At 70.2% G+C, this 21,368-nt stretch carries 23 protein-coding genes; 17 read left to right on the top strand and 6 right to left on the bottom strand.

What is annotated here, in order from left to right; genetic code table 11:
- Positions 1-92: 92 nt before the first annotated feature.
- Positions 93-896, bottom strand: a complete 804-nt coding sequence (locus tag G4D85_RS30585; protein WP_164017699.1) for an alpha/beta hydrolase — start codon at positions 894-896, stop codon at positions 93-95.
- A 69-nt stretch (positions 897-965) separates the two neighbouring features.
- Here G4D85_RS30585 and G4D85_RS30580 point away from each other — a divergent pair, with 69 nt between their 5' ends.
- A complete protein-coding gene (locus G4D85_RS30580; protein ID WP_164017570.1) occupies positions 966-1,256 on the top strand; it encodes a DUF3467 domain-containing protein in 291 nt (96 codons plus the stop codon).
- Between the two features lie 24 nt (positions 1,257-1,280).
- On the opposite strand, the gene G4D85_RS30575 is transcribed toward G4D85_RS30580, so the two are convergent.
- Both G4D85_RS30575 and G4D85_RS30570 read right to left on the bottom strand, forming a co-directional pair.
- Complete coding sequence (locus tag G4D85_RS30575) at positions 1,281-1,943, bottom strand: hypothetical protein (RefSeq protein ID WP_164017569.1); 663 nt, start codon at positions 1,941-1,943, stop codon at positions 1,281-1,283.
- A 122-nt stretch (positions 1,944-2,065) separates the two neighbouring features.
- The gene (locus G4D85_RS30570) at positions 2,066-3,853 is read right to left on the bottom strand and encodes a hypothetical protein (protein WP_164017568.1); all 1,788 of its coding nucleotides are present in this window, start codon (positions 3,851-3,853) and stop codon (positions 2,066-2,068) included.
- 118 nt (positions 3,854-3,971) lie between these two features.
- On the opposite strand from G4D85_RS30570, the gene G4D85_RS30565 reads away from it, so the two are divergent.
- From G4D85_RS30565 to G4D85_RS30525, 9 genes are all read left to right on the top strand, one after another.
- The gene (locus tag G4D85_RS30565; RefSeq protein ID WP_164017567.1) at positions 3,972-4,667 is read left to right on the top strand and encodes a glycosyltransferase family 2 protein; all 696 of its coding nucleotides are present in this window, start codon (positions 3,972-3,974) and stop codon (positions 4,665-4,667) included.
- A gap of 2 nt (positions 4,668-4,669) precedes the next feature.
- Positions 4,670-5,047 (top strand): DUF2304 domain-containing protein, encoded by a 378-nt coding sequence (locus G4D85_RS30560; protein ID WP_164017566.1) that lies wholly within the window; start codon positions 4,670-4,672, stop codon positions 5,045-5,047.
- Between the two features lie 71 nt (positions 5,048-5,118).
- The gene (locus tag G4D85_RS30555; RefSeq protein WP_164017698.1) at positions 5,119-5,862 is read left to right on the top strand and encodes a hypothetical protein; all 744 of its coding nucleotides are present in this window, start codon (positions 5,119-5,121) and stop codon (positions 5,860-5,862) included.
- 138 nt (positions 5,863-6,000) lie between these two features.
- Positions 6,001-6,909: an oxygen-dependent coproporphyrinogen oxidase gene (hemF, locus tag G4D85_RS30550; RefSeq protein WP_164017565.1), complete on the top strand. Its 909-nt coding sequence runs from the start codon at positions 6,001-6,003 to the stop codon at positions 6,907-6,909.
- Positions 6,910-6,915: 6 nt separating this feature from the next.
- Entirely contained in the window at positions 6,916-7,458 is a 543-nt protein-coding gene (locus tag G4D85_RS30545) for a hypothetical protein (RefSeq protein WP_164017564.1), read from the top strand.
- A 180-nt stretch (positions 7,459-7,638) separates the two neighbouring features.
- Complete coding sequence (locus G4D85_RS30540) at positions 7,639-8,574, top strand: Immediate early protein ICP0 (protein ID WP_205525783.1); 936 nt, start codon at positions 7,639-7,641, stop codon at positions 8,572-8,574.
- 76 nt (positions 8,575-8,650) lie between these two features.
- Positions 8,651-9,265: an RNA polymerase sigma factor gene (locus tag G4D85_RS30535; RefSeq protein WP_164017563.1), complete on the top strand. Its 615-nt coding sequence runs from the start codon at positions 8,651-8,653 to the stop codon at positions 9,263-9,265.
- 73 nt (positions 9,266-9,338) lie between these two features.
- Positions 9,339-9,989 carry an anti-sigma factor family protein gene (locus G4D85_RS30530; protein ID WP_164017562.1) on the top strand — a complete coding sequence of 217 codons (651 nt, stop codon included), beginning with the start codon at positions 9,339-9,341 and terminating at the stop codon, positions 9,987-9,989.
- Positions 9,986-10,435 (top strand): hypothetical protein, encoded by a 450-nt coding sequence (locus G4D85_RS30525; protein ID WP_164017561.1) that lies wholly within the window; start codon positions 9,986-9,988, stop codon positions 10,433-10,435. The genes G4D85_RS30530 and G4D85_RS30525 overlap by 4 nt, the downstream gene beginning before the upstream one ends.
- Before the next feature lie 35 nt (positions 10,436-10,470).
- Here G4D85_RS30525 and G4D85_RS30520 read toward each other — a convergent pair whose 3' ends face one another.
- On the bottom strand, positions 10,471-11,259 hold the full coding sequence (locus G4D85_RS30520; RefSeq protein ID WP_164017560.1) for a hypothetical protein: 789 nt from the start codon (positions 11,257-11,259) through the stop codon (positions 10,471-10,473).
- Positions 11,260-11,361: 102 nt separating this feature from the next.
- Entirely contained in the window at positions 11,362-11,940 is a 579-nt protein-coding gene (locus G4D85_RS30515; RefSeq protein ID WP_164017559.1) for a hypothetical protein, read from the bottom strand.
- Between the two features lie 151 nt (positions 11,941-12,091).
- Here G4D85_RS30515 and G4D85_RS30510 point away from each other — a divergent pair, with 151 nt between their 5' ends.
- The 3 genes from G4D85_RS30510 (at position 12,092) to G4D85_RS30500 (ending at position 14,867) form a co-directional block, all read left to right on the top strand.
- Positions 12,092-12,277 (top strand): hypothetical protein, encoded by a 186-nt coding sequence (locus G4D85_RS30510; RefSeq protein ID WP_164017558.1) that lies wholly within the window; start codon positions 12,092-12,094, stop codon positions 12,275-12,277.
- A 12-nt stretch (positions 12,278-12,289) separates the two neighbouring features.
- The gene (locus G4D85_RS30505; RefSeq protein WP_164017557.1) at positions 12,290-12,991 is read left to right on the top strand and encodes a DNA alkylation repair protein; all 702 of its coding nucleotides are present in this window, start codon (positions 12,290-12,292) and stop codon (positions 12,989-12,991) included.
- A 175-nt stretch (positions 12,992-13,166) separates the two neighbouring features.
- Positions 13,167-14,867 (top strand): tetratricopeptide repeat protein, encoded by a 1,701-nt coding sequence (locus tag G4D85_RS30500; RefSeq protein WP_164017556.1) that lies wholly within the window; start codon positions 13,167-13,169, stop codon positions 14,865-14,867.
- A gap of 46 nt (positions 14,868-14,913) precedes the next feature.
- On the opposite strand, the gene G4D85_RS30495 is transcribed toward G4D85_RS30500, so the two are convergent.
- Positions 14,914-16,518: a thiol-activated cytolysin family protein gene (locus G4D85_RS30495; RefSeq protein ID WP_164017555.1), complete on the bottom strand. Its 1,605-nt coding sequence runs from the start codon at positions 16,516-16,518 to the stop codon at positions 14,914-14,916.
- A 737-nt stretch (positions 16,519-17,255) separates the two neighbouring features.
- Here G4D85_RS30495 and G4D85_RS30490 point away from each other — a divergent pair.
- From G4D85_RS30490 to G4D85_RS30475, 4 genes are all read left to right on the top strand, one after another.
- Complete coding sequence (locus G4D85_RS30490) at positions 17,256-17,495, top strand: chaperonin (RefSeq protein ID WP_164017554.1); 240 nt, start codon at positions 17,256-17,258, stop codon at positions 17,493-17,495.
- Positions 17,496-17,568: 73 nt separating this feature from the next.
- Complete coding sequence (locus G4D85_RS30485) at positions 17,569-19,176, top strand: phospholipase D-like domain-containing protein (protein WP_164017553.1); 1,608 nt, start codon at positions 17,569-17,571, stop codon at positions 19,174-19,176.
- Between the two features lie 173 nt (positions 19,177-19,349).
- The gene (locus G4D85_RS30480) at positions 19,350-19,808 is read left to right on the top strand and encodes a hypothetical protein (protein WP_164017552.1); all 459 of its coding nucleotides are present in this window, start codon (positions 19,350-19,352) and stop codon (positions 19,806-19,808) included.
- Between the two features lie 139 nt (positions 19,809-19,947).
- Entirely contained in the window at positions 19,948-21,345 is a 1,398-nt protein-coding gene (locus tag G4D85_RS30475; RefSeq protein WP_164017551.1) for a hypothetical protein, read from the top strand.
- The last annotated feature ends 23 nt before the right edge of the window (positions 21,346-21,368 follow it).

Here is a 21,368-nt window from a genome sequence, read left to right as displayed (position 1 = left end):
CGTCTCTGATACACGGATGCCCGCCGTGCCGCCGCGTTTTGCGCCCGCCCGTGCTCCGCCCAGCCTCTCTTCAGGCACCCTTCAGGCGCGCTTCAGGCTCCAGCGTGCCGCGCGTCCCACGTCGTCCCGGCGCCCCGCCACTGCTCCAGGAAGCTGCCCACCTCGGCCGCCAGCAGCGGGCCCGCCGTGTCCCGGGGGATGACGTGGAAGCCGTCTCGCAGGGAGAGGAAGCGCACCGAGGGGGCCGCCGTGAGCCGCCGGGCGAGCCACCGCCCGCCCTCCGGGTCCACCACGTGGTCCTGCTCCGCCACCGCCACCAGCGTGGGGCAGCGCACCTGCGCCACATCCCGCACCGCCAGGTTCTGCAGGGTGCACAAGTCCCGCAGCCGCGCCACCGGGAAGGCCGGCAGAATTGGCGCCTCGGCCAGCGCCTCCGGGTCCGAGATGTCCGTGCCCGTCTTCTCCGCCCAGGGTCTCGCCCACTCCAGCACCGGTGTACGGGCGAGCTGCCGGATGAGGAACATGCGCGGCCCCCGGAAGCGCACCGCCGGGGCCACCAGCGCCAGCGCCCGCACCGTCTCCGGGTGCCGGGCCGCGAGCCCCAGGGCCAGCAGCGCCCCCATGGACAGCCCCGCCACGAAGATGCTCCGGTGCCCGTGCAGCCCGGCCAGCGCGCTGTCCGCCGCCGCCTGCCAGTCCCTCCAGGTGACGTGCAGCAGCGCCTGGGGCGTGGTGCCGTGCCCCGGTAGCCGGGGGGCCACCACCCGCATGCCGCGCGCGGCCAGGGCCTCTCCCAGCGGGCGCACGTCCCAGGGGCTGCCGGTGAAGCCGTGCAGCAGCAGGCACGCGTCCTCGCCCTGGCCCAGGTCGAAGGGCGCTGTCTTCCGCGGGTCCATGGCCTCAGCAGTTGCGCTCACACCGTGACGCTGGCCACGCGAAGTCGCAGGCGCTATGCCGTCTGCCTCATGGCTGACACTCCGAAGCCCCCGGACATGCAGTTGCAGATACAGATAGACGAGGACGTGGCCAATGGTCAGTACGTGAACATGGCCCTGGTGAACCACTCCGACACGGAGTTCACCCTGGACTTCATCTACGTCCAGCCCCAGCAGCCCAAGGCCCGGGTCCGCTCGCGCATCATCACCAACCCCAAGCACATGAAGCGCCTGGTGGCGGCCATGCAGGACAACATCAACCGCTACGAGGCGAAGTTCGGCCCCATCGTCACGCGCGAGGACGACGGCGGCGTGCACTGACGCGCCGCCCCTCCGGAGCACGTCCTACAGGTGTCCCTCGGTGGGCGCTGCCGGCAGGTCCCCGGCGGGCTCTTCTGTCATGGCAGGGTGCTTGCCCTCGGCGAGGTACGCGTTGACCCGGCTCTGGAGGTGGGTGGCGAGCTTCGGGTCCACCCGGCCCAGCAGGGCCCACTCGAAGTCGTTGGCGCGGTAGACGGTGGGCTTCGTCGGGGACATGGGCTCGCCCATGACGTACCGCCCCACCTGGCCCCCGCCCGTGGTACCGCCCGCGGAACCGCCGCCCGCGGAGCCCGCGTCCTTGCTCTCCTTCTGGCCCGCGAAGCTGCCCGGGTGCGAGGCGGCCCGGCCGTTGGTGGTGTAGTTCATGCGGTACGCGCGCACCACGGTGCGGCCGTCGTCCAGGCGTATCGCCTGGACCATGACGCGAGACCAGCTCGCGCCGATGTCCACGTTGCCGGCAATCCTCCACGTGGTCTTCACGTAGAGGGGGTCCGAGGTGGGGAGCAGCTCATACCCCTGCTCGACGAGCAGCCCGCGCGCCATCGTCAGCAGCGTCTCCGGGGGCAGCTTGTAGATGGCGTGGCTGCTGGTCCCCTCCAGCAGGTCCTTCTGGGGGTCCGGGGTGAAGGCGCAGCCCGTGGTCCCCAACAGCAATCCAAACGCCGCCAGCAGTGCGAGACGCTTCATGACACCCACCTCGTTTCCCTGGCCCTGAGCAGCAAGGGTTCCGGCGGCCCTGGGGACGCGTTGCCGGACACCCGGAAAACGCACGGACGCACGACGCATATCGCAGGGAGGGACGTGCCTCCTCAGTCGCAGCGGTAGCAGAGGGTCCGCAGGCCGCCCGTCACCCACGGCGCGGCGTATTCCCGGCACACCTTGTCGGGCATGGCGTGGAGCTTCCGGACGCGGGCCTCCAGGCCAGGGAAGCCGTCGGAGGTGATTCGCTGGTAGCCCGGCCAGTCCGCCTCGGAGGCCTCCCAGAAGACGCAGGTGTCCGGGCCCTCGCGCACTCCGCCCGTCTCGAACAGCGTCCAGTGGCCGTTGCGGGCCTGCCAGTCGTCCGGCACCCAGCCCAGCGCGACGTTGGAGAAGTTCACCCGGGGCCAGGACGGGCTCAGCAGGCCGCCGAAGCGCTTGCCCCCGTCGCGCAGCACGGCGCGGACGAGGGCGGTGGCGCCCCGGTCCTCCAGCGGCTCCAGGAGCTGGAAGGGCGGCTGGCCGCGCACGCGCTCCTCGTAGCTCGCGTCGTAGGCCTTGAAGGCCCGGCCCCACCCGCGCGTCACCTCCACGAGCATGACGGTGAGGAGCACCGCCAGCCCCACGCTCCACACCCGGGCGCGCGGCGACTCCGCACGGAGCAGCGCGCCGCCCACGCGGCTGCTGGCGACGAGGCTGACGGCGCCCAGCAGCAGCACCACCGCGTGCAGCCCGTACTTGAGGAAGTAGTAGTCGATGGGCAGCTTCGCCCCGAGGTAGGCCAATTGCACGGCCGCGTTGACGCCCGCGAAGAGCAGGGCGAAGTCGAGCAGCCGCCGCTCGACGCCCTCGCCTCGCGGCGGCATGAAGCGCACGACGAGCAGTCCCACCACCGTCCAGCACTGCACCCGCAGCGCGCGCTCGTAGCCGTGCGGCACGAAGCCGCCGCTGATGTGGGCCAGGGGCAGGAGTCGCCAGTACGCGTACCCGGCGGCGGCGAGGAGCGCGAAGCCCACCGGCCACGCCCAGCGGCGCAGTCCCGGCGCGAGGCGGGGGCCCTCCAGCAGGACGAGCACGCCTCCGGTGAAGAGGAAGTCCCCCAGGTTCAGCCCGTACGTGTACCGGTAGAACACGGTGAACACCGCGAGCGCGGCGCACCGCACCCAGGCCGTCCGCGGGAGCCCGTAGGCGAGCCACGCCAGCACCAGCGGCACCAGTCCGAAGAGGTGCGCGTAGAAGCCGTCGGCCTGGTGGTAGTGCAGCAGCCGCAGCAGCAGCAGGGGCCACCCCACGGCGGTGGCCACCAGCAGCGTCACCTGCGCCGCCACCAGCGCCAGCCCCGAGCGCCACAGCCGCCCGGCCATGACTTCCAGGCCCGCGACGAGCGCCAGCGCGAGCACGGCGGGCACGAGGTAGAAGCCGGCGCGGAAGCTGGTGAAGGCATCCAGGCCGAAGAGCCGCTCCAGCCCATACGTCACCGTGTGGAAGGTGGTGAAGCCCTGGTAGGTGCCGGGCACGCGGGTGACGAAGTCCGCCCGCAGCGCGGCGTGGTTGCCGGCGTCGCCACCCCCGGTGCTGACCAGCCCCTGCATGGCGGGGATGCCCAGCATCCGCCACGTCACCCCCAGCGCCACGGCGACGTAGAGCGCCTGGAGGACGGCGAGCGGCGCATGCGTCGGCCAGGGGCGCAGGTCCGCCAGCACCTTCCAGGTGACGAAGCCGGCCACCGCGACACCGGCTCCGGCGCCCACCCACAGCGGCAGCCCCAGGGCGGCCCGGAGCACGCTCGCCAGGGCTCCGGGCAACAGCCACAGGAGCAGCAGGAGACACAGCGGCCCGAGCCCACGTGGAGGCACCGCGAGAGGAGGGGAGGGCTGTGGGGCAGAGGAGTCCGACACGAAGCGCGGCTCCTATCCCATGTCCGGGGGCCCGCCAAGCCGTGTCGCATCCGCACGCACAAGGCAGGAAGACCGCCCCCTTGTTGCCCGGTGGGGATTTTCCGGCGAGAAGGGGGCCATGGGTGCGGGAACGCTCATCGTCCTACTGGCCTACAACGAGGAGGCCTGCATCGCCGACGTCGTCACCGAGCTCCGGCGGGAGCTGCCGGACGTGGACGTGGCGGTGGTGGATGACGGCTCGCGCGACGAGACGTCGGAGCGGGCCAGGGAGGGCGGCGCGCGGGTGGTGCGCCACCCCATCAACCTGGGCGTCGCGGCGGCCGAGGCCACCGGGCTGCTGTACGCGCTGCGCCACGGGTACTCCCGCGTGGTGCGCATGGACGGCGACGGCCAGCATGACCCGCACAGCGTGCCCGCGCTGCTGAAGGCCCTGGAGGGAGGCGCGGAGCTGGTGGTGGGCAGCCGCTTCGCCGGGGTGGAGAGCTTCCGCTCCACGTGGCTGCGCCGCTTCGGCAGCGGGCTCATCTCCCGCCTGCTGTCGTCCCTGTGCCGGCAGCGAATCACGGACCCCACGTCGGGCTTCCGCGGCTTCGGCCCCCGGGCCATCCGCTACTTCTCCACCCACTTCCCGCACGACTATCCGGAGCCGGAGAGCGTGCTGATGGCGTCGCGGCAGCGCTTCCCCATCGTGGAGGTGCCCGTGAAGATGCGCTCGCGCCGCGCGGGGGTGAGCTCGCTCACGCCGTGGCGGTCGACCTTCTACATGGCCAAGGTGTCCTTCGCCCTCTTCATGGAGCGCTTCCGGGCGGTGTGAGCATGAGCCGGTCCAGCATCATCGTCCTGGTCTTCTCCGCCGCCTTCGCCGTGGCCGTCCTCCTGTCGGCGCGGCGTCGGCGCACGTCGGAGCACCACACCTTCAGCTGGCTGCTGGTGTCCCTGCTGACGGCGGGGCTGGCGCTCTGGCGTAACGCCATCGATACTCTCGCCGCGGCGATGGGCATCTACTACGCCCCCTCCGCGCTCTTCTTCGTGGTGTGTGGCGGGCTCGTGTGGATGCTCTTCCGCCTCAGCCTCCAGGTGGCCGAGCAGCGCCGGCAGCTCCAGCGGCTGGCCCAGGAGCTGGCCGTGCTGTCCGCCGAGCGCCCCCCTCCTGGAGACCGCGCTTCCGCTCCGGCCCCGGGTTCCGCGGGCTGAGTCCCCGTCGCGGCGGATATCCGACGGGCAGGCGCTGGCCTCGCGGCCCGGCCCGGCGCAGACTCGGGGGTATCGTGCTCCGAATCCTCGTGCCGTTGCTCGTGCTGCTGTGCGCCTCCTCTGCTTCCGCCCAGTGCCTGGGGGACGGCGTGCAGCTGTTCCCCACGCCGGGCGCCGTCGTCCCCACCAACACGCGCTTCCTGCTGGAGGGCGTGGGCACCGCGCGCCCGCAGGTGGCCGCGCTGGTGGGAAAGAAGCTGCGGCTGGTGGCCGACAAGCACGTGGTGGAGGTGAAGGCACTGCGCGGCTGGGAGAGCAGCCTGGGCCGCGTCACCGTCGTCCTCAAGGTGGACGGGAAGCTGCAGCCGGACACCCGGTACACGCTGCGGGTGGACGAGGCGCTGCCCAACGTCATGGTGCTCAACGGCCCCAGCACCGTGCTGCCCGAGTGGCGCACCGGCAAGGGCGCTGACGGCCACGCCCCGCGCTGGCTCAAGCGGCCCGCCGTCTCCGAGGGCTTCCTGCGCCGCAGCGCCCAGGGCACCGCCCGCTTCGTCCGGCTCAACCTGTCGCTGCGCGAGGAGAGCCCCGCCTACCTCGTGGTGAAGCTGGAGTCGCGCCGGCCCGGCCCCAGCGCCCAGCACTACGTGGTGCCCGTCCACAACAACACCGCCTTCATCGGCCACGAGGCGTGCAGCGGCACCTTCGCCATGGAGGACGGGCGCAGCTACCGCGCCCGAATCGAGGCCTTCGACGCCGCGGGTCAGATGGCACCTGCCGTACCTCCCGTGGACTTCGAAGCGCCCGCGGAGTGACGGGCCCGGTGCACGACGAGTTCGCCGCGAAGAGTCTGGATGTCTCCCCGGACGGCAAGAAGATGGTGTACGCCATCAACGGGCAGGCCGACCTCTTCGTGCTGACGGGCTTCTGAGCGGCCGGCCCCCGGAGGGCGCATGACGACGGTGGACGTGGAGAGCCTCAAGCAGCGGATGGCCGCCTTCACCCAGACGCTGCAGGACGAAATCTGCGGCGCGCTGGAGCGGCTGGACGGCACGGCGCGCTTTCGCGAGGACGCGTGGACCCGTCCCGGCGGGGGCGGCGGGCGCAGCCGCGTGCTGGAGGACGGCGCCGTGCTGGAGAAGGCCGGCGTCAACACGTCCGTGGTGTTCGGCGAGTTGGAGGAGCAGTTCGCCCAGAAGCTCCAGGGCGAGGGCCGCCACTTCTGGGCGGGCGGCGTCTCCCTGGTGCTCCACCCGCGCAACCCGCACGTGCCCACCGTGCACGCCAACTACCGCTTCATCCACCAGGGCGGGAAGGCGTGGTTCGGCGGCGGCGCGGACCTGACGCCGTACTACCTCTATGAGGAGGACGCGGCGCACTTCCACCGCACGCACCAGGCCGCGTGTGACAGGCACGACGCGGCGTACTACCCGCGCTTCAAGGCCGCGTGTGACAGGTACTTCCACCTGCGCCACCGCGAGGAGACGCGCGGCGTGGGCGGCATCTTCTTCGAGAACATGGGCGGGGAGCTGGAGCGCGAGTTCGCCTTCGTCCAGGACTGCGGCCGGGCCTTCCTCGACGCCTACCTGCCCATCGCCGAGCGCCGCAAGGACACGCCCTTCACGGACGCGCAGCGCTTCTGGCAGGAGGTGCGGCGCGGGCGCTACGTGGAGTTCAACCTCGTCTATGACCGGGGCACCGTCTTCGGCCTGGAGACGCGCGGGCGCACCGAGTCCATCCTCATGTCCCTGCCGCCCCAGGCCCGCTGGCGCTATGACCACCACCCCGAGCCCGGCTCCTGGGAGGCGCGGCTGGTGGAGGTGCTCCGCCACCCGCGTGACTGGGCAGGCCAGGGAGGCTGAGCGCGCATGTCCACTTCGAACTCGCCGGGGACTTCACGTGGGGGCTCGCGGAAGAAGCTCCTCCTCATCGGCGCTGGCCTGGCCGTGCTCGTCCTCGCGGTCTGGGGCTGGCTCTACTACCGGGGCATGCGCTCGCTGGGCGAGGGGCTGACCCCCGACAACCGGGGCGGCGGCCTCTTCAAGCCCGAGCCGCCCACCGACACGGAGGCGCGCGTCAACGTGCTCGCCCTGTGTGACGCGGTGCAGAGCTACCGGGACGAGCACGGCACGTACCCCGCCGCGGGCCCCACTCCGAAGGAAGTGCCGAAAGGCGGCGTGCCGGTGCCCTTCCCCAAGGAGGAGCCCTTCGTGCACATCGGCTTCGAGCCGGGCGAGGAGGTCCGCTTCCAGTATGAGGTGGTGGTGCAGGAGAGCCCCGTGGGCGAGCCCGAGGTGTCCTGCCTCGCGCGCGGCGACTTCGACGGGGACGGGCAGAACGCCGTCTACCGCGTCCGTCTGGATTCGAACGGAATGACGACGCCCATCGAAGTCGAGCGCGAGGGCGAGTAGCCCCCCGCCGCAACCCCGGACTCGTTCCGCCCGACAATCCGGGAGATGGGACCTGGAGGCGACAGCACCGGCGCCGAAATACCCCGTAACGGCGCGGCGCTTCCGCCTGCGTTAGGCTCGGAAGCGCCGGGGCCGGACGCCACTCCTCCCCTCTTCTCCGCCGGCTGGTGAGGCATCTCCATGTCCTCCTTCCGAATCCCCTCCGCGCTCGCCCGCCTCCTCCCGACGCTCGTTGGCGGCACGGAGCGCTCCGGCTTCCCCAAGGGGGGCATCCCCCAGGTGCTCGACGGCGGGGCCCGCCCGGGCCGGGACGACAACTTCCGCACCCAGCAGGCGCCGCCGCCGGGCCGTCCGCCCCTGGCGGGTGATGAGCGCCCCCCGGTGAAGTCCGTGGAGGAATTGGTGCCGCCGGGCCTGGAGGAGGTGGCCGGGCAGGAGGACCTCGCCCACCGCTTCGGCAACGACGCGGCCCTGCTCTCCGCGCACCTCAAGCCGTCCCAGCTCTCCGGCTCCGAGCGCGCCACCCGCCTGTGGGCCTTCTTCGCCGCCTATGCCGAGGCCGCCGCGGGCAAGCCCCCTCAAGAGGAGGCGAAGGCCGCCTTCAAGGAGGCGCTGGAGGGCCAGGGCTTCGCCGGCCTGCGCGATGCGAACACCGCGAAGGACGGCGTGGACCGGGGCATGTGGGTGCTGAACGCCCGGGGCCCCGACGAGGCCCGCGAGCGCGCCGCCAGCGTCCGCCTGGAGCCACCCCCCGAGGTCCGCCACTCGGAGGCCGCCGCGAGGCAGGACGCTTCGTCGGTGGACCGACCGGCCGACCAGGCGCTGTCCCTCCAGGCTGGCGCCCGGAGCTCCGAGGCGCTTCGCGGCACGGCCGTCCCCGTGGCCCTGGAGTCCCGCGAGGCCCATGAAGAGGAGGAGGACCCGGAGGAGGCGCTCCGGAAGCGGGCGAGGAACCGCCGCCTGGGGCCGATGATGCTCTGGAACGTCCTCCATCGTTTCCGCTCCAACGAAGAGGACGGCGCCGTGGCCGACGCCAACTGGGACCGGGCGGCCTTCGGGGCGGTGCTGGCCCTGGCCGCCATCGCCCTCATGGTGGCCGCGCTCGTGAGCCTCTAGGGTCGCCCACCAGCGGACCCCCCGCCCGCGCGAATCTCTATGGCGGGCGCCGGCTTGTGGTACGTTGCCGCACCCATTGGCAACCGACGACCTTACACTCGTCAAGCGCGTCCGGAGCGGCGACCAACGCGCATTCAAGCTCCTCGTCGAGCGTTACCAGCGCAAGGTGTACGCCGTTGCCCTGGGCATGCTGAAGGACAAGGAAGAGTCCATGGACGTCTCCCAGGAGGCGTTCGTCAAGGTCTACAAGTACCTGGACCACTTCAAGGGCGACTCGTCCTTCTACACCTGGCTCTACCGCATCACCGTCAACATCTGCATTGACGTGATTCGCAAGCGCGGCGGAGGCGGTGAGGTCGTCGAGTTCGACGAGAACCAGGCGATGGACCTGTCCGAGGCCCGCATTGGCGCGCTCGGCAGCCGGCTGGGCACCAACCCCCAGAAGAGCGCCCTGCGCCGCGAATTGGCGGAGAAAATCCAGGAGGCCCTGGCCACCGTGCCGGAGAAGCACCGCGCCATCCTCCTGCTGCGGGAGATCGAGGGCATGTCCTACGAGGACCTGGCCCGGACCTTGGATATCCCGAAAGGCACGGTGATGAGCCGCCTCTTCCATGCCCGGGCCAAGGTTCAGAAAATCCTGAGTGAATACCTGGAGTTGGACGAGGCGAAGAGCGGAGTGGGGAACGAGTGAGCGGGCCTCGAATATCTGAGGGCACGCTCCGTCCCAATTCGCGCATCCCCCACCAGGAAGCAGGGTGAAGGTCATGGCCGGAAATCCCGCGTGTGAGCGTTTCGTACCGATGCTCTCCCCCTACGTCGACGGGGAGGTGACGCCCGCGGAGCGCGTCAACGTCGAGCGTCACCTGTCCGCCTGCCGCGACTGCACGGGCCGCGCGGCGGACCTGCGCGCCGAGTCGGGCCTGCTCCGGGTGGGCCTGGACATGGCCGTGGACGACGTGGACTTCAAGGACTTCACCCAGAAGGTCATGGCCCGGGTGACGCCGGAGAAGCCGCCCCTGCTGGAGCGGATGAAGCTGGCGCTGTCGGAGATGTTCCTCTACCAGCGCACGGCGATGCTCTCGTCGCTGGCCACCGCCGCCGTGCTGGTGCTGGTGGGCCTGCCGCTCCTGCTGAGCGACAGGGCGCCGGTGGGCTACGCGGCCGAGCGCATGACGGTGAAGGCCATCCAGCCCTACCAGAACGCCCGCGTGGCGCCGGTGGTGATGGAGACCGACAACGGGGGTACCATCATCTGGCTGGTGGACGAGGAGCCGGGTGACACCTCGTCCTCCGGGCAGGACGATGAGGAGCTGGAGGAGGAGATTGGTGGCGGCATGTCTCCGGACGGCAAGGGGGGCCCTCGGCCCTCCCGCCCGGCGACGGACGCCCCACGGCCGTCGGGAGGTCCCCTGTGAGAAGACACGCTGTGTCGCTGACGCTGGCCGTACTGGGACTCGGGTTGGTGCTGCCGGTGGCGGCCCGGGCGCAGGATGAGAAGGTCCAGGTGCAGGCGGAGGTGGTGCTCGCCTCGAAGAAGGGCTCCGAGGTGGAGCCCCCCGAGCTGGCGAAGATGAAGGAGCAGTTCCAGAAGCAGAACTTCAACTTCACGTCCTTCAAGCGCCTGTCGCTCCAGGTGCTCGAGGTGACGGCGGCGAAGCCCACGGAGCTGAAGCTGCCCAGCGGCAGCAACGCATCGCTGCAGCTGCTGAGCATGAAGGACGGCATCGCCACCGTGCGCGTGGCCATTCCGCGCCAGCCCACGCTGGACTTGGAGCTGGGCCGGCAGGGCGCCGTCTACCAGAAGGCCGGCAAGTACGTGGGCGGGGAGCTCATCCTCGTGCTGTCCCCGCCGGCGAAGTAGTCGCGGTACCCGGTACCCGGTACCCGACGGGGCCCTCAGGCGGCGCGGTGGACGGTGACGTCCCGCGCCCCGGGGGCCTCGTTTTCGTCTTCCAGGTCCACGTCCACGGCCTCCACCGCCACCGCCTGTGAGGCCTGGTGCGCGGCCACGGGCTCATCGGCGCGCTCGCGCTCCAGGTGGATGCGCAGCCCGTCGAACATGGCGTCGAAGGCGCCGTAGAGGCGGTCCACCATGGCCAGCGCCTCGGCGCGGACCTCGGGGGCCAGCTCCATGGAGCCCAGCTCCTCGGCCAGCTGCTCCTCGAACATGGCGTGCTGCGCCTCCGCCTTCATGTGGTGGTCGGAGAAGTACTTCAGGCGCTCGTCGGCGCCCTGCGCCGCGGTGAGGACGGCGGTGCGGCCGAAGAAGACGTGGCTGGTGGACTCCAGCGCCCACAGCAGGACGATGCGCAGCCGGTCATCCATCTGCCGGTACACCTCGCTGATGATGGCGTAGGACGCATCACGCGTCCTCATGTGGACCTTGCCGTACATCTCCCCGATGCTCAGCGAGCCCCCGGTGAGCGCGGCGATGTCCTCCTCGAACCACTGGTCATGCCCGCTCTCCTCCGAGTGGTGCCGCGTGGCGAGCTCCTTGAGGTGCGCGTCCTGGATGAAGTGCGCGTTGAGGCGCAGCACGTCCTGGAAGCTCATCACCCAGAAGGTCAGGCGGGGCGCGAAGGCCATCACCTGTTCCAGCGGGCGGTCCATCCTCAAGTCGGAGAAGAACGGGTGTGAGGCGAACCGCGCCTCGCATCCGGCGATGTGTTGGAGCACGGCCTTCATGGTGGTTCCTCACGGTGTGGGGCTCCGCCCCGGCCAGGCGGAGGATTCACAGCATTCGCCCGCCGCGGGGAGCAGAGCGGGCGTCAGGGCGTGCGGCGTGCGCTACCAATTGACGGAGTACGTGCAGGCACCGTCTCCCCGGCGCCGACAACTCTTGGGGTCATGTTCAATACGCACCCACAAGGAATCCTTGGGGCGGAATCTGTCTCCGATTGCTTCGAGGAGGCCCAGGTCCAAATCACATGGATAGGGATTGTCACACACCATGCGCCCGTTGCGCTTGTCCACGGACTCGAAGCGGTAGCCGCCGATGGCTCCCTTGCCGCGGTGGTTCATGCGGTAGGCCATGTCGATGGCGCGCAGCCCCTTCTCCAGGGTGTCGATGTCGGGAGGGAAGTGCGCGCTGTCGGGAATCTTCCGCCCAATCGTTCTCACCGTGCTCGGCCCAATCTTCTCGAAGACGAGCTGGAAGGACTTCAGCAGCGACGGCATGGGGTACCACGCGTCCGGCTTCAAGGGAGAGATGCCGTTCTCCGCCAGGATTCTCAGGGCCCGCGACTGCGCCAGCTCCATTCCATTGACGATGGCCAGGATGGACTGCCCGATGACTTCGACGCCCTGGAAGGCCGAGGGCTGGAGCGCCGGAGTCGTGACAGCAGCAGCAGGAGTCTTCAATTCCATACGTGTGCGTCCTCGAGTGAGTGCCAGACATTGAATCGTCTTTTTCCAATCTTTTCAAATTGCCTGGGTTGTCTGTAATTTTACGGTGATATGCCTAAGGGATATCCCGCAGGCGTGAGTGTGACCCGCGCGGGCAGTATTTGGAGTGCCTGTGTCTGTCACTCTGGAGGTACGGGTGGGCATGTGGGCGCGGCCCGTGCTGCACGCGTCGCGGATTCAGTGTCAGTCGCTCGCGTGCAGTGAAGCTGTGCTGGTGCGTGCGGTGTCGGTGGAGCGCGCACGTCGAGGGCTTTCCCTGGAGCCGCTGCTCGCGGTGGCGCGGAGGCAGGGGCGCTAAGGTCGACTCCCCGTGAAGACGACCCCCGCGCTCGAGGATGAAGTCCAGTCGGTACTCAAGTGGCTGAAGAGCCACGCCACCCAGGCCACGCTCGACGGCATGGCCGGTTTCGCCATCCCTTCGGACAAGGCGTTCGGCGTGGCGATGAGGGACTTGAAGGCGCTCGGCAAGAAGCTCGGGCCCAACCAGGAGCTCGCCTTGGCGCTCTGGGAGACCGGCTGGTACGAGGCGCGCATGCTGACCTCGTTCGTCGGTGACCCGGCACGCGTCACCGCCGCGCAGATGGACCGCTGGTGCAAGGACTTCGACAACTGGGCCATCTGCGACGCGATGTGCTTCAACCTGTTCGACCGTACGCCACATCGGTGGGCGAAGGTCACGCAGTGGAGCAGCAGGCGCAACGAGTTCGAGAAGCGCACGGCCTTTGCGCTGCTGTGGAGCCTCACCGTGCATGACCGGCACGCCGACGACGAGGCCTTCCTCCGTGGCCTCGCGCTGATTGAACGCGAGGCCGATGATGAACGGCACTTCGTCAAGAAGGCCGTGAACATGGCGCTGCGTGCAGTCGGTAAGCGCAATCGCGCGCTCAATGCCGCCGCCGTGGCGGTGGCCCGGCGCCTGGCGGACTCAGAGCAGGCTGCGGCGCGGTGGGTGGGGAAGGATGCGCTCAGGGAGCTCACGAGTCCTTCGGTGGCCCGGCGCCTCAAGTCGTAGCTCATCGCGGTGGCACTGCCCTCGACGGGGCCGGGCAGCCGGGGTGCCGGGAGGTCGAGCCGTGAGCACGCGGAGCGTTGCCTCGGACAAACCCATGCCCAGCGTGTCCCGTGTGCGCGGAGTGGAGGAGCCCGCCTCCTCGAGTCCTTGAGCCAGCCGCGCGTCCGAGGTGCTCATGCGTGCTCTCCTGCTCCCTGCCATCGCCCTGTCGCTGCTGCTGGCGCAGGGCTCGAACGCCCAGTCCCAGGAGGCGCCCGCGGCCCCTACGCACGAGGCTCCCCATACGCCGCCCGAGGGCATGACGCTGACCTCGCTCGCCGAGGGCGCGGTCCTCTTCGACAACCTCGGCAGCCACCACCGCCCGGTGACGACGACGTCCAAGGAGGCCCAGGCCTTCTTTGACCAGGGCCTGCGCCTCGCCTACGGCTTCAACCACGACGAGGCCGCGCGCTCGTTCGCCCGGGCTGCCCAGTTAGACCCCTCGTGCGCGATGTGCTTCTGGGGCGTGGCCCTGGTGGTGGGGCCCAACTACAACGTGCCCATGCTTCCCGACCGGGCCGCGGTCGCCTGGGAGAGCTTGCAGCGGGCACGAGCGCTCGCCTCCAGGGCCACTCCGGTGGAGCAGGCGCTCATCGGCGCGCTGGCCTCGCGCTACGGGGGGCCGAAGCCACGCCCGCCCCCGGCGATGAAGCCCTTCAACGAGGCCTATGCCTCCGCCATGCGCGACGTGGCCCGGCGCTTCCCGGCGGACGACGACGTCCAGGTGCTCTTCGCCGAGTCCCTCATGAACCTCAACCCCTGGAAGCTCTGGTCGCTGGAGGGCGAGCCGGCGCCCGGCACGGAGGAAATCGTCTCCCGGCTGGAGGTGGTGCTCACGCGGGCGCCGGAGCACCCGGGCGCGAACCACTACTACATCCACGCGGTGGAGGCCTCCAACCGGCCCGAGCGCGCGCTGCCCTCGGCGCGCCGGCTCGCGGGTTTGATGCCAGGGGCCGGGCACGTCCAGCACATGCCGGCGCACATCTACCAGCGCGTCGGCATGTACGCGGAGGCCTCGGAGAGCAACCGGCGCGCCGTCGCCGCGGACGAGGCCTACCTGCGGCGGGTGAAGCCCATCGGCTACTACCCCATGTACCTTGCCCACAACTGGGGCTTCCTCGCCTTCTCCGCCTCCATGGAGGGCCGAAGCGAGGAGACGCTGCGGGCGGCGCGCGAGTCAGCGAGCGTCTTCGGCCCGGAGATGCTGGAGATGATGCCGGGGATGGACTTCTTCGTCTCCGAGCCCCTGCTCGCGATGGTGCGCTTCGGGCGCTATGACGACCTGCTCGCCGAGCCCCGGCCGGACGCGAAGTACCCCGTGCTCCTGGGGCTGTGGCTGCATGCGCACGGGCTCGCGCTCGCGGCCAAGGGCCGGTTCGACGAGGCACGCGCGGAGCATGCCGAGCTGACGAAGCTCGCCGCCGGGGTGCCGCCGGAGCTCACGGCCGGCAACAACTCCGCGAGGGACGTGCTGGGCGTGGCCGCCAAGGTGCTCGAGGCCTCCATCGCCGAGCGGCAGGGCCGCCCCGACGCGCTCGCCCGCTGGGACGCCGCGGTGCGTGCCGCCGACCGGCTGGCCTACTCCGAGCCCAACGACTGGTTCTACCCCGTGCGCCACTTCCAGGGCGCGGCGCTGCTGAACGCCAGGCGGTGGAAGGAGGCGGAGGCCGTCTACCGCGAGGACCTGCGCCGTAACCCCGGCAACGGCTGGGCCCTCTTCGGCCTCGGCCAGTCACTCGACGGCCAGGGCCGCGACGCCGAGGCGGCCCAGGTGCGGCAGCAGTTCCAGAAGGCGTGGGCGAAAGCGGACTTCCAGCTCACCCGCACGGCACAGTGAGGGAGAGGGAGCGGGCTCCCTCTCCCCGGTGCTCGCGACGCGAGGCTCAGTTCACGGTGATGGTGTAGCGCAGGCCGACCTTCAGGTTCTTGTACTCGCCCACCGTCTCCCGGCTCCCCGCCGGGCTCCAGCTCTTCGAGAAGAGGACGAAGGAGTGCGTGCCCTTGGAGTCCGCGTGCTTGGAGGACTCCCAGACCTTCGCCTCGACGTCGAAGGCCTTGCCATCCTGCTGGAGCAGGGTGAGGTACTTCTGCTGGCCCAGGGTGATGCTGTCACCGCTGCCGCGCTTCACGTCCCGGCCCGACGCCAGCAGCGTGCTGCCCGTGTCGGTGTGCACGAAGATGTCGTAGCAGATCTCCCCCTTGCCGATGGTCTCTCCGTCCGCGTAGATCTGAAGGCTGCCGAGCGTGACAGTGATGGAGTTCGTCTTGCCCACGCACGAGGGCACCGTGTAGTTGGTCGCGGAGGCCACCACCATCGGCTGGAAGTTCTTCAGGTAGCGCACCGTGTAGGAGAGCGGCACGCCCGGGGAGCTCGGCGAGAAGTTGGCGCCCGACTGGAAGTAGTTCTGCAGCGCCGTCACCTTGTCCAGGCCCGAGCCGATGACCTGCACCGCGCTGCCCGCGGGACCGCCCAGCGCCAGCACCGTCATCTTCGACTCGCGCAGCGTCTTCTGCTGGTTGGCGTCCAGGGTGATGGAGCCACCCGCGCCGCCCTTCGAGAAGGCCGCGTCGAGCGTGGCGGACAGCGTGGAGCTGGACTCCGCCGACTCGAACTTCACCAGCAGCCGGCGCCCGTACGACACCGAGGCCACGTAGCCGGGAGGGTTGCCCGCGGAGATGTATGTCGCCAACTCGGAGGCCGTCACCGTCGGGTCGAAGACCGCCGTCGGGTCATTCGGCGTCTCGAAGGAGACCGTGTAGTAGGACTGCGTGAAGTCCACCAGGAACGTCGTCTTGCTCGTCGTCCAGGTGTTTCCGAAGGTGGAGGCGAGCGAGGCGCCCGCGAACTGCGCCGAGAAGCCCGCCTTGAGCGCGCCCTCGTTGAGTGAGTACGCCTGGTGCATCGTGTAGGCGACCTTCGCCGCGAAGTTGATGGTGTTCGCCGTCAGGATGGAGTGGATGCCGTCCTGCGTGCTCGCCAAGTTGGGCGTCGTCAGGTCCCTGCTGTAGATGAACGGGCTCGTCGAGCCGTCGATGCGCGCGTTCGTCAGGGTGATGCGGCCCGGCGCCCGCTTTCCACCGATGGGCGACAGCAGCCCCAGCTTCAGCGACTCCGCCTGCACCAGCGAGCCCGGCCACAGCGTGTCCGCGTTCGGGTCGAACGACACCAGCTTGTCGAAGTGGCGCGTCTCCGACACGCTCGTGTAGGTACAGATGTTGACCGTCGAGTCCTTCACCTCGTCCGTCGAGGTGCTGCTCGACGTCTGGCTCGGCGTCGGAAGCACCAGCGCCGGCGGGTTGACGATGGTGTCGTACAGCGCCGGGTTCTGGATGAGCCCCTGCCGCCGCACTCCCGTCTCCGCCACCTCTTCGGCCGCGACGCCCGGGGCGCGCTCCGACACCGGGAACTCGTCCCCCGTCTCGCCACCGCAGGCGCCGATTGCCGCAATGGACAGACCCGTCAACAACAGGGCTCGGACTTGACTCATGAGTGCACCCTCATCCCAGAAAGAAGCGTCGGCAAAATGCCTGGAGCTCTACTTGGGACGGTATCAAAGCTTATTCAGCTTGATCATGGTTTTCCTGCTGAGGCCCGCGGTGTCCACATGCCACCGCCCAGCATGAGCAGCGGCATGACAACTCCAACTCGATGACTGACCGGCAAGCGCAGCTGCGCGATGGCCGCTCGGGCTCGGGCTGGGGCCGGGGCTACCGCCCGCCCTGGGCGAGAGGCTTTGTGCCCCGCCGAGGCAAAATGCCCCATTCCGGGATGTGGCTGTCCGGTAGCGGCCAGTCGGGCGTGCGCGGAAGTCCGGCCACACCTCACGTGCAGGCGGCGCATGCGCGCGGTGCCGGAAGTCCGGACACAGCAGGGTGCCGGCCTCCGTGCATGCGGGTTCCGCAGTCCGGGCATGCGGTTCTGGCAGTGCGCGGGCGTCGTGGGGGCGCGTCATGCCGGGAGCTGGTGGGCGCTCGTGTGGGCCTCATGGGCCGGGTGTCGTGCGGATTCCGACGTGCTCGCGGACGTTCCGCCGGGCTTTCCGGGTGGGGACTGAAAAAAAGTCAGTTCTTCCGCCCCAGACAGGGGGGAGGCAAGCGGCCGGGCCTCGTGATTGCGAGGGTTTATTCCCCGGCACGGCCATTGCTCTGAGGGTGCTGCGTGCAGGGCGGCGGCGGCGGGCAGATCGCAGGACGAGCAGACACCCTCAACCTTGGAGCTGAAATCATGGCGAAGACGACTCAGCGTGGGCAGGTCATCCGTCGTAAGGCCCGGCAGATGAAGGTGACGACGGCGCGTGCGGTGAAGGGTGCCGGCCGGAGCGCTCGTCAGGTGCAGGTGACGCTGGGCGACCTCATCGCGGCCGCGTTCGACACGGTGGGCGGCGAGGTCAAGAAGGTGGCCCAGGTGGTGTCCTCGAAGGACATGACTGTCGCCACCGGCAAGCACATCGTCTTCGTCGGCTGACACGCAGTGCAGGGAATGCGCGCCACCCCGTGGCGCCTGGGGCGTCGGGTGGCCGGGGCAAGGGGACACACGGGTGAGACGCGTCATCATTCCCGGACGGAATTGCTGGACGGTGGAGGAGGCGAGCAACGCTGGCGTGCTGGTGGATGCACGCGCCTACTATCGGGAGCTGTACCGGGCCGCGCAGAAGGCCAGGAGCTACATCGCGATTACGGGCTGGCAGTTCGACAGTGACGTGGCGCTGCTGCGGGGCGACGACCTGGGCGAGGCGCGCGGCGAAGTGAAGCTGCTGCCCATGCTGGACGAGCTGTGTCGCGCCAACCCGGAGCTGCACGTCTACGTGCTGGCCTGGGACTTCAGCCTGCTGCTCGCCATGGAGCGCGAGTGGATGCAGCACCTCATCTTCAACTGGACGACGAACGAGCGCGTGCGCTTCCGCTTCGACGCGTCCAGCCCCCTGTACGGGGCACACCACCAGAAGCTGGTGGTCATCGACGGCGCGGTGGCCTTCACCGGCGGCATGGATGTCTGTGATTGCCGCTACGACGACCGGGACCACGCGGCGCGCTCGTCGGTGCGCTGTGACAGCGGGAGGGACCCGCACGGCCCCTACCATGACGTGCAGTCCGTGCTCACCGGACCGGTGGTGGACAAGCTGGCGGAGCTGTTCGAGGCGCGCTGGGCGCACTCGGGCGGCGGCGAGCTGAAGCTGCCGAAGGTGGCGCGCGACGACGTGGACTTCACCGCGAGCATTCCGGCGCCCCCGGGGCCCGTGGCGCTCAGCCGGACTTTCGGCAAGACGCTGCTGCCTCCGCAGGAAGCGGTGCAGGAGGTGCGCGCGCTGTTCCTGGACGCCATCGACTCGGCCGAGCGCTTCATCTACATCGAGAACCAGTACTTCTCCTCGCGCGCCATCTACCAGGCGATGGTGAAGCGCCTGCGCGCGCCGGGGCGTGGCCGGCTCCAGGTCATGCTGGTGCTGCCGCAGCAACCCGAGGCGCTGCGTGAGCAATTGGCCATGGGCATCGCCCAGGTGCGCCTGCTGCGCTCGCTGGAGCGCGTGGCGCGCGAGCATGGACATGACTTCGGCGTGTACTGCTCCGCGGGGCGAGACTCCGAGAGCGGCGAGGACGTCTACACGTACATCCACTCGAAGGTGATGGTGGTGGATGACCGGTTCCTCACGCTGGGCTCGGCCAATACCACCAACCGCAGCCTGGGCCTGGACTCGGAGCTGAACCTGAGCTGGGAGGCGGAGGAGGACGGCGACGCGGTGTCGCGCGCCATCCGCCGCATCCGCGTGTCGCTGATGGCGGAGCACGCGGGCCTGGAAGGCGTGGAGTCCGTGCGCGTGCTGGCGCGGGCCGACGGCAGGCTGGTGGACTGGCTGGACGGACTGGCGGCCGCGGGCCTCCACCGCCTGCGCCCGCACCCGCTGGAGACGGTGTTCGACCAGAGCCCGCTGCTCAAGTCGCTGGAGCCGGAGGAGCTCATCATCGACCCGGAGGACTCGGTGCTCGATGAGTCCCTCTTCGAGGCGCTGCACCGCGCGGAGGACGGCCTCTTCGCCTCCGGCATCCGCCTGCTGTCGCGGTGGCTGGTGGGCACGGGGACGGAGCGGCCGCATCGCGCCATCTGCCCGGCCAACAGCGAGGAAGACGGCCGGTCCACGGGGGGCTGAAGCGGGCCGGCTTCGCGCGGCGCCTCCGGGGAGCGGAGGGGCGGCGAGGGGCTGGTCGGCCGCCTGCCTTGGGACGGGCCCGGGAGCACGGGCACGCCCGCCGGGTTGTCCCTGAAGTGCGGGCGCCCACCTTGTCGGAAGCACAACCTTCTTCCTTCAAGGAGACGCCCCTCATGAAGCTTCCACTGATGGCTGCATTGGCCGCGCTCACCCTCTGGGGCTGTTCGAGCCAGTCCGCGAACACGCGCACGGATGACAGTGCGACGGGTGGCTCGGGCATGTCGAGAGCCTCCGAGGATGCGGCGCGCGAGCAGGCGGAGTCGCGGAACGAAGCCGAGGAGAGCCCGGGTGAGGCCGCGGACGTGGTGGACAACGAGCGGAGGGACCGCGAGGGCGCGCCCACCGTCTATGACGGCGAGGCCACGGGAGGCAGCGGCACCGACACCACGGTGACGACGCCGGATGGCGAGAAGTGGGACGTGCAGGAGGAGCCGAACCTGGACGGCGAGCCCAACGACACGAACCGGGAGGCCGGGACGGGCGGCTCCGGAGAGGGCAATGACCTGGGCGGCGGCGTGAGCGGGGAGAGCGAGCCCGACAGCGCCACGGAAGAGGTCGACGGCAGCCGCTGACGGGCGGCCCGCCACGGCTCAACCGCCAGGGCTTCCGGGCCTGGCGGGTACCCGTGTACCGACGCAACGCAGTGTCACCCACACGTTGCACGGGCTGCTTGCTTCGCACGACGGCGCGGCCGGGTAGAGTTGGGGGACGATGACTGGAGCCCCCTTCTTCGTCCTGCTCGCCCTCGTTACCACCCAGAGCTCCACCGTGCAGGAGGAGCCAAATGAAGAGCCCTCCTCCTCCGGGGGGGCCTCGTCCGTCACCACCGCACGGCTGGATGAGCCCGCTCCGCCCGGTGCCCGCACCGGCGGGGAGGGCTTCGGCTTCAGCGCCCAGTTGGAGGTGGGAGCGTTGAGCTTCCCCTCGGGCACTCCGGGCGGTGGGCAGGACCTGTTCGCGCGGGTGTACCCGTCGCTGGGGCTGACGAAGGGGGAGACCTTCGTGCTGCGCCTGGGCGCCAACCTGCGCCTGCGGGTGCTGGACGAGGAGCCGAAGCAGAAGGAGAACGACTACGGCGGCTACCTGCGCCGCGAGGACTGGGACGAGCTGAGCGACGCCGGCCAGGTGGTGCGCATGCTGCGCATCGGCCAGGAGGGCCGGCCGGTGTTCCTGCGCGTGGAGCCCTTCGTCGACGAGACGCTGGGGCGCGGCTACCTGGTGAATCGCTACAGCAACGTGCTGTCGCCGGACTACCACCCGGCGGGCGGCACGCTGACCTTCGTCAAGGGCGCGGTGCGCGCCGAGGTGCTGGCCAGCGACGTGCTCGCCGCGCGCATCTTCGCGGCCGAGGCGCTGCTGGACATCGGCCGCCTGGCCAGCGAGGAGGCGAGGCGCTTCGACCGCTACCTGCTGCGCCTGTCCGCCGCGCACGACGCGGGGAAGGCGGGCGGGGAGGCGCCGACGATGACGCTGGCCTCCGTGGGCGGCGACGTGGCGCTCTACAAGGGTGAGCGCCTGCGCACGTGGGCGCTGCTCGGCGGCGGCGCGCGATTCACGGAAGGGTACACGCCGGACTTCGGCGGACTGCTGGGCCTGGCGATGGAAGGGCAGACGTCGAGCGGCACGCAGCTCAGCGTCACCCTGCAAGGGCGCAAGCAGGGAGGCCGCTTCCGCTTCGGCATGTTCGGCCCCGACTACGAGCTGGGGCGCTTCTCCGGCGTGGGCCTGTCGGAGGTGCCCCTGGCCGAGGAGGTGCTGACCTCGGGCTTCTCCGGCTACCTGGAGCTGAGCGTGGCGCAGGGCGGTCCGGACGAGCTGATGCTGCTCGGCAGCCTGGCCGCTCAGTACTTCGGCTTCGGCCGCACCGACGCGGACGTGTCCGTGGGCTTCGAGCTTCCAGGCGCCCGCACGCGGGCCCTCGCTCGCGCGGTGCTGACGGCACTGGGCGACCGGCCGCGTTACTCGTTGGGCCTGGAGGTGCGCCAGCGTGTCTTCAACCACTTCTATGCCTGGGGCTCCGGCGGGACGGTGCACTTCCCGCAGCCGGATGGGCAGCTGGTGCGGGGCGTCACCGCGGGCGTCGGCGTGGGCGTGGACTTCCAGCGCTGAGCGGTGCCCCCGGGAAGGGGGCG

Source organism: Pyxidicoccus trucidator, from assembly GCF_010894435.1.
In the GTDB taxonomy this organism is placed as follows: Bacteria; Myxococcota; Myxococcia; order Myxococcales; family Myxococcaceae; genus Myxococcus; species Myxococcus trucidator.
This window is presented reverse-complemented; position numbering and strand designations above follow the sequence as displayed.

What these genes read in the sequence shown, in the direction of transcription:
- G4D85_RS30565 (WP_164017567.1), top strand. Translation starts at nt 3,972, where the DNA reads ATGGGTGCGGGAACGCTCATCGTCCTACTGGCCTACAACGAGGAGGCC.
- G4D85_RS30560 (WP_164017566.1), top strand. Translation starts at nt 4,670, where the DNA reads ATGAGCCGGTCCAGCATCATCGTCCTGGTCTTCTCCGCCGCCTTCGCC.
- G4D85_RS30530 (WP_164017562.1), top strand. Translation starts at nt 9,339, where the DNA reads ATGGCCGGAAATCCCGCGTGTGAGCGTTTCGTACCGATGCTCTCCCCC.
- G4D85_RS30480 (WP_164017552.1), top strand. Translation starts at nt 19,350, where the DNA reads ATGAAGCTTCCACTGATGGCTGCATTGGCCGCGCTCACCCTCTGGGGC.
- G4D85_RS30475 (WP_164017551.1), top strand. Translation starts at nt 19,948, where the DNA reads ATGACTGGAGCCCCCTTCTTCGTCCTGCTCGCCCTCGTTACCACCCAG.
- G4D85_RS30580 (WP_164017570.1), top strand. Translation starts at nt 966, where the DNA reads ATGGCTGACACTCCGAAGCCCCCGGACATGCAGTTGCAGATACAGATA.
- G4D85_RS30495 (WP_164017555.1), bottom strand. Translation starts at nt 16,518, where the DNA reads ATGAGTCAAGTCCGAGCCCTGTTGTTGACGGGTCTGTCCATTGCGGCA.
- G4D85_RS30515 (WP_164017559.1), bottom strand. Translation starts at nt 11,940, where the DNA reads ATGGAATTGAAGACTCCTGCTGCTGCTGTCACGACTCCGGCGCTCCAG.
- G4D85_RS30490 (WP_164017554.1), top strand. Translation starts at nt 17,256, where the DNA reads ATGGCGAAGACGACTCAGCGTGGGCAGGTCATCCGTCGTAAGGCCCGG.
- G4D85_RS30545 (WP_164017564.1), top strand. Translation starts at nt 6,916, where the DNA reads ATGTCCACTTCGAACTCGCCGGGGACTTCACGTGGGGGCTCGCGGAAG.
- G4D85_RS30540 (WP_205525783.1), top strand. Translation starts at nt 7,639, where the DNA reads ATGTCCTCCTTCCGAATCCCCTCCGCGCTCGCCCGCCTCCTCCCGACG.
- G4D85_RS30585 (WP_164017699.1), bottom strand. Translation starts at nt 896, where the DNA reads ATGGACCCGCGGAAGACAGCGCCCTTCGACCTGGGCCAGGGCGAGGAC.
- G4D85_RS30500 (WP_164017556.1), top strand. Translation starts at nt 13,167, where the DNA reads ATGCGTGCTCTCCTGCTCCCTGCCATCGCCCTGTCGCTGCTGCTGGCG.
- G4D85_RS30575 (WP_164017569.1), bottom strand. Translation starts at nt 1,943, where the DNA reads ATGAAGCGTCTCGCACTGCTGGCGGCGTTTGGATTGCTGTTGGGGACC.
- hemF (WP_164017565.1), top strand. Translation starts at nt 6,001, where the DNA reads ATGACGACGGTGGACGTGGAGAGCCTCAAGCAGCGGATGGCCGCCTTC.
- G4D85_RS30520 (WP_164017560.1), bottom strand. Translation starts at nt 11,259, where the DNA reads ATGAAGGCCGTGCTCCAACACATCGCCGGATGCGAGGCGCGGTTCGCC.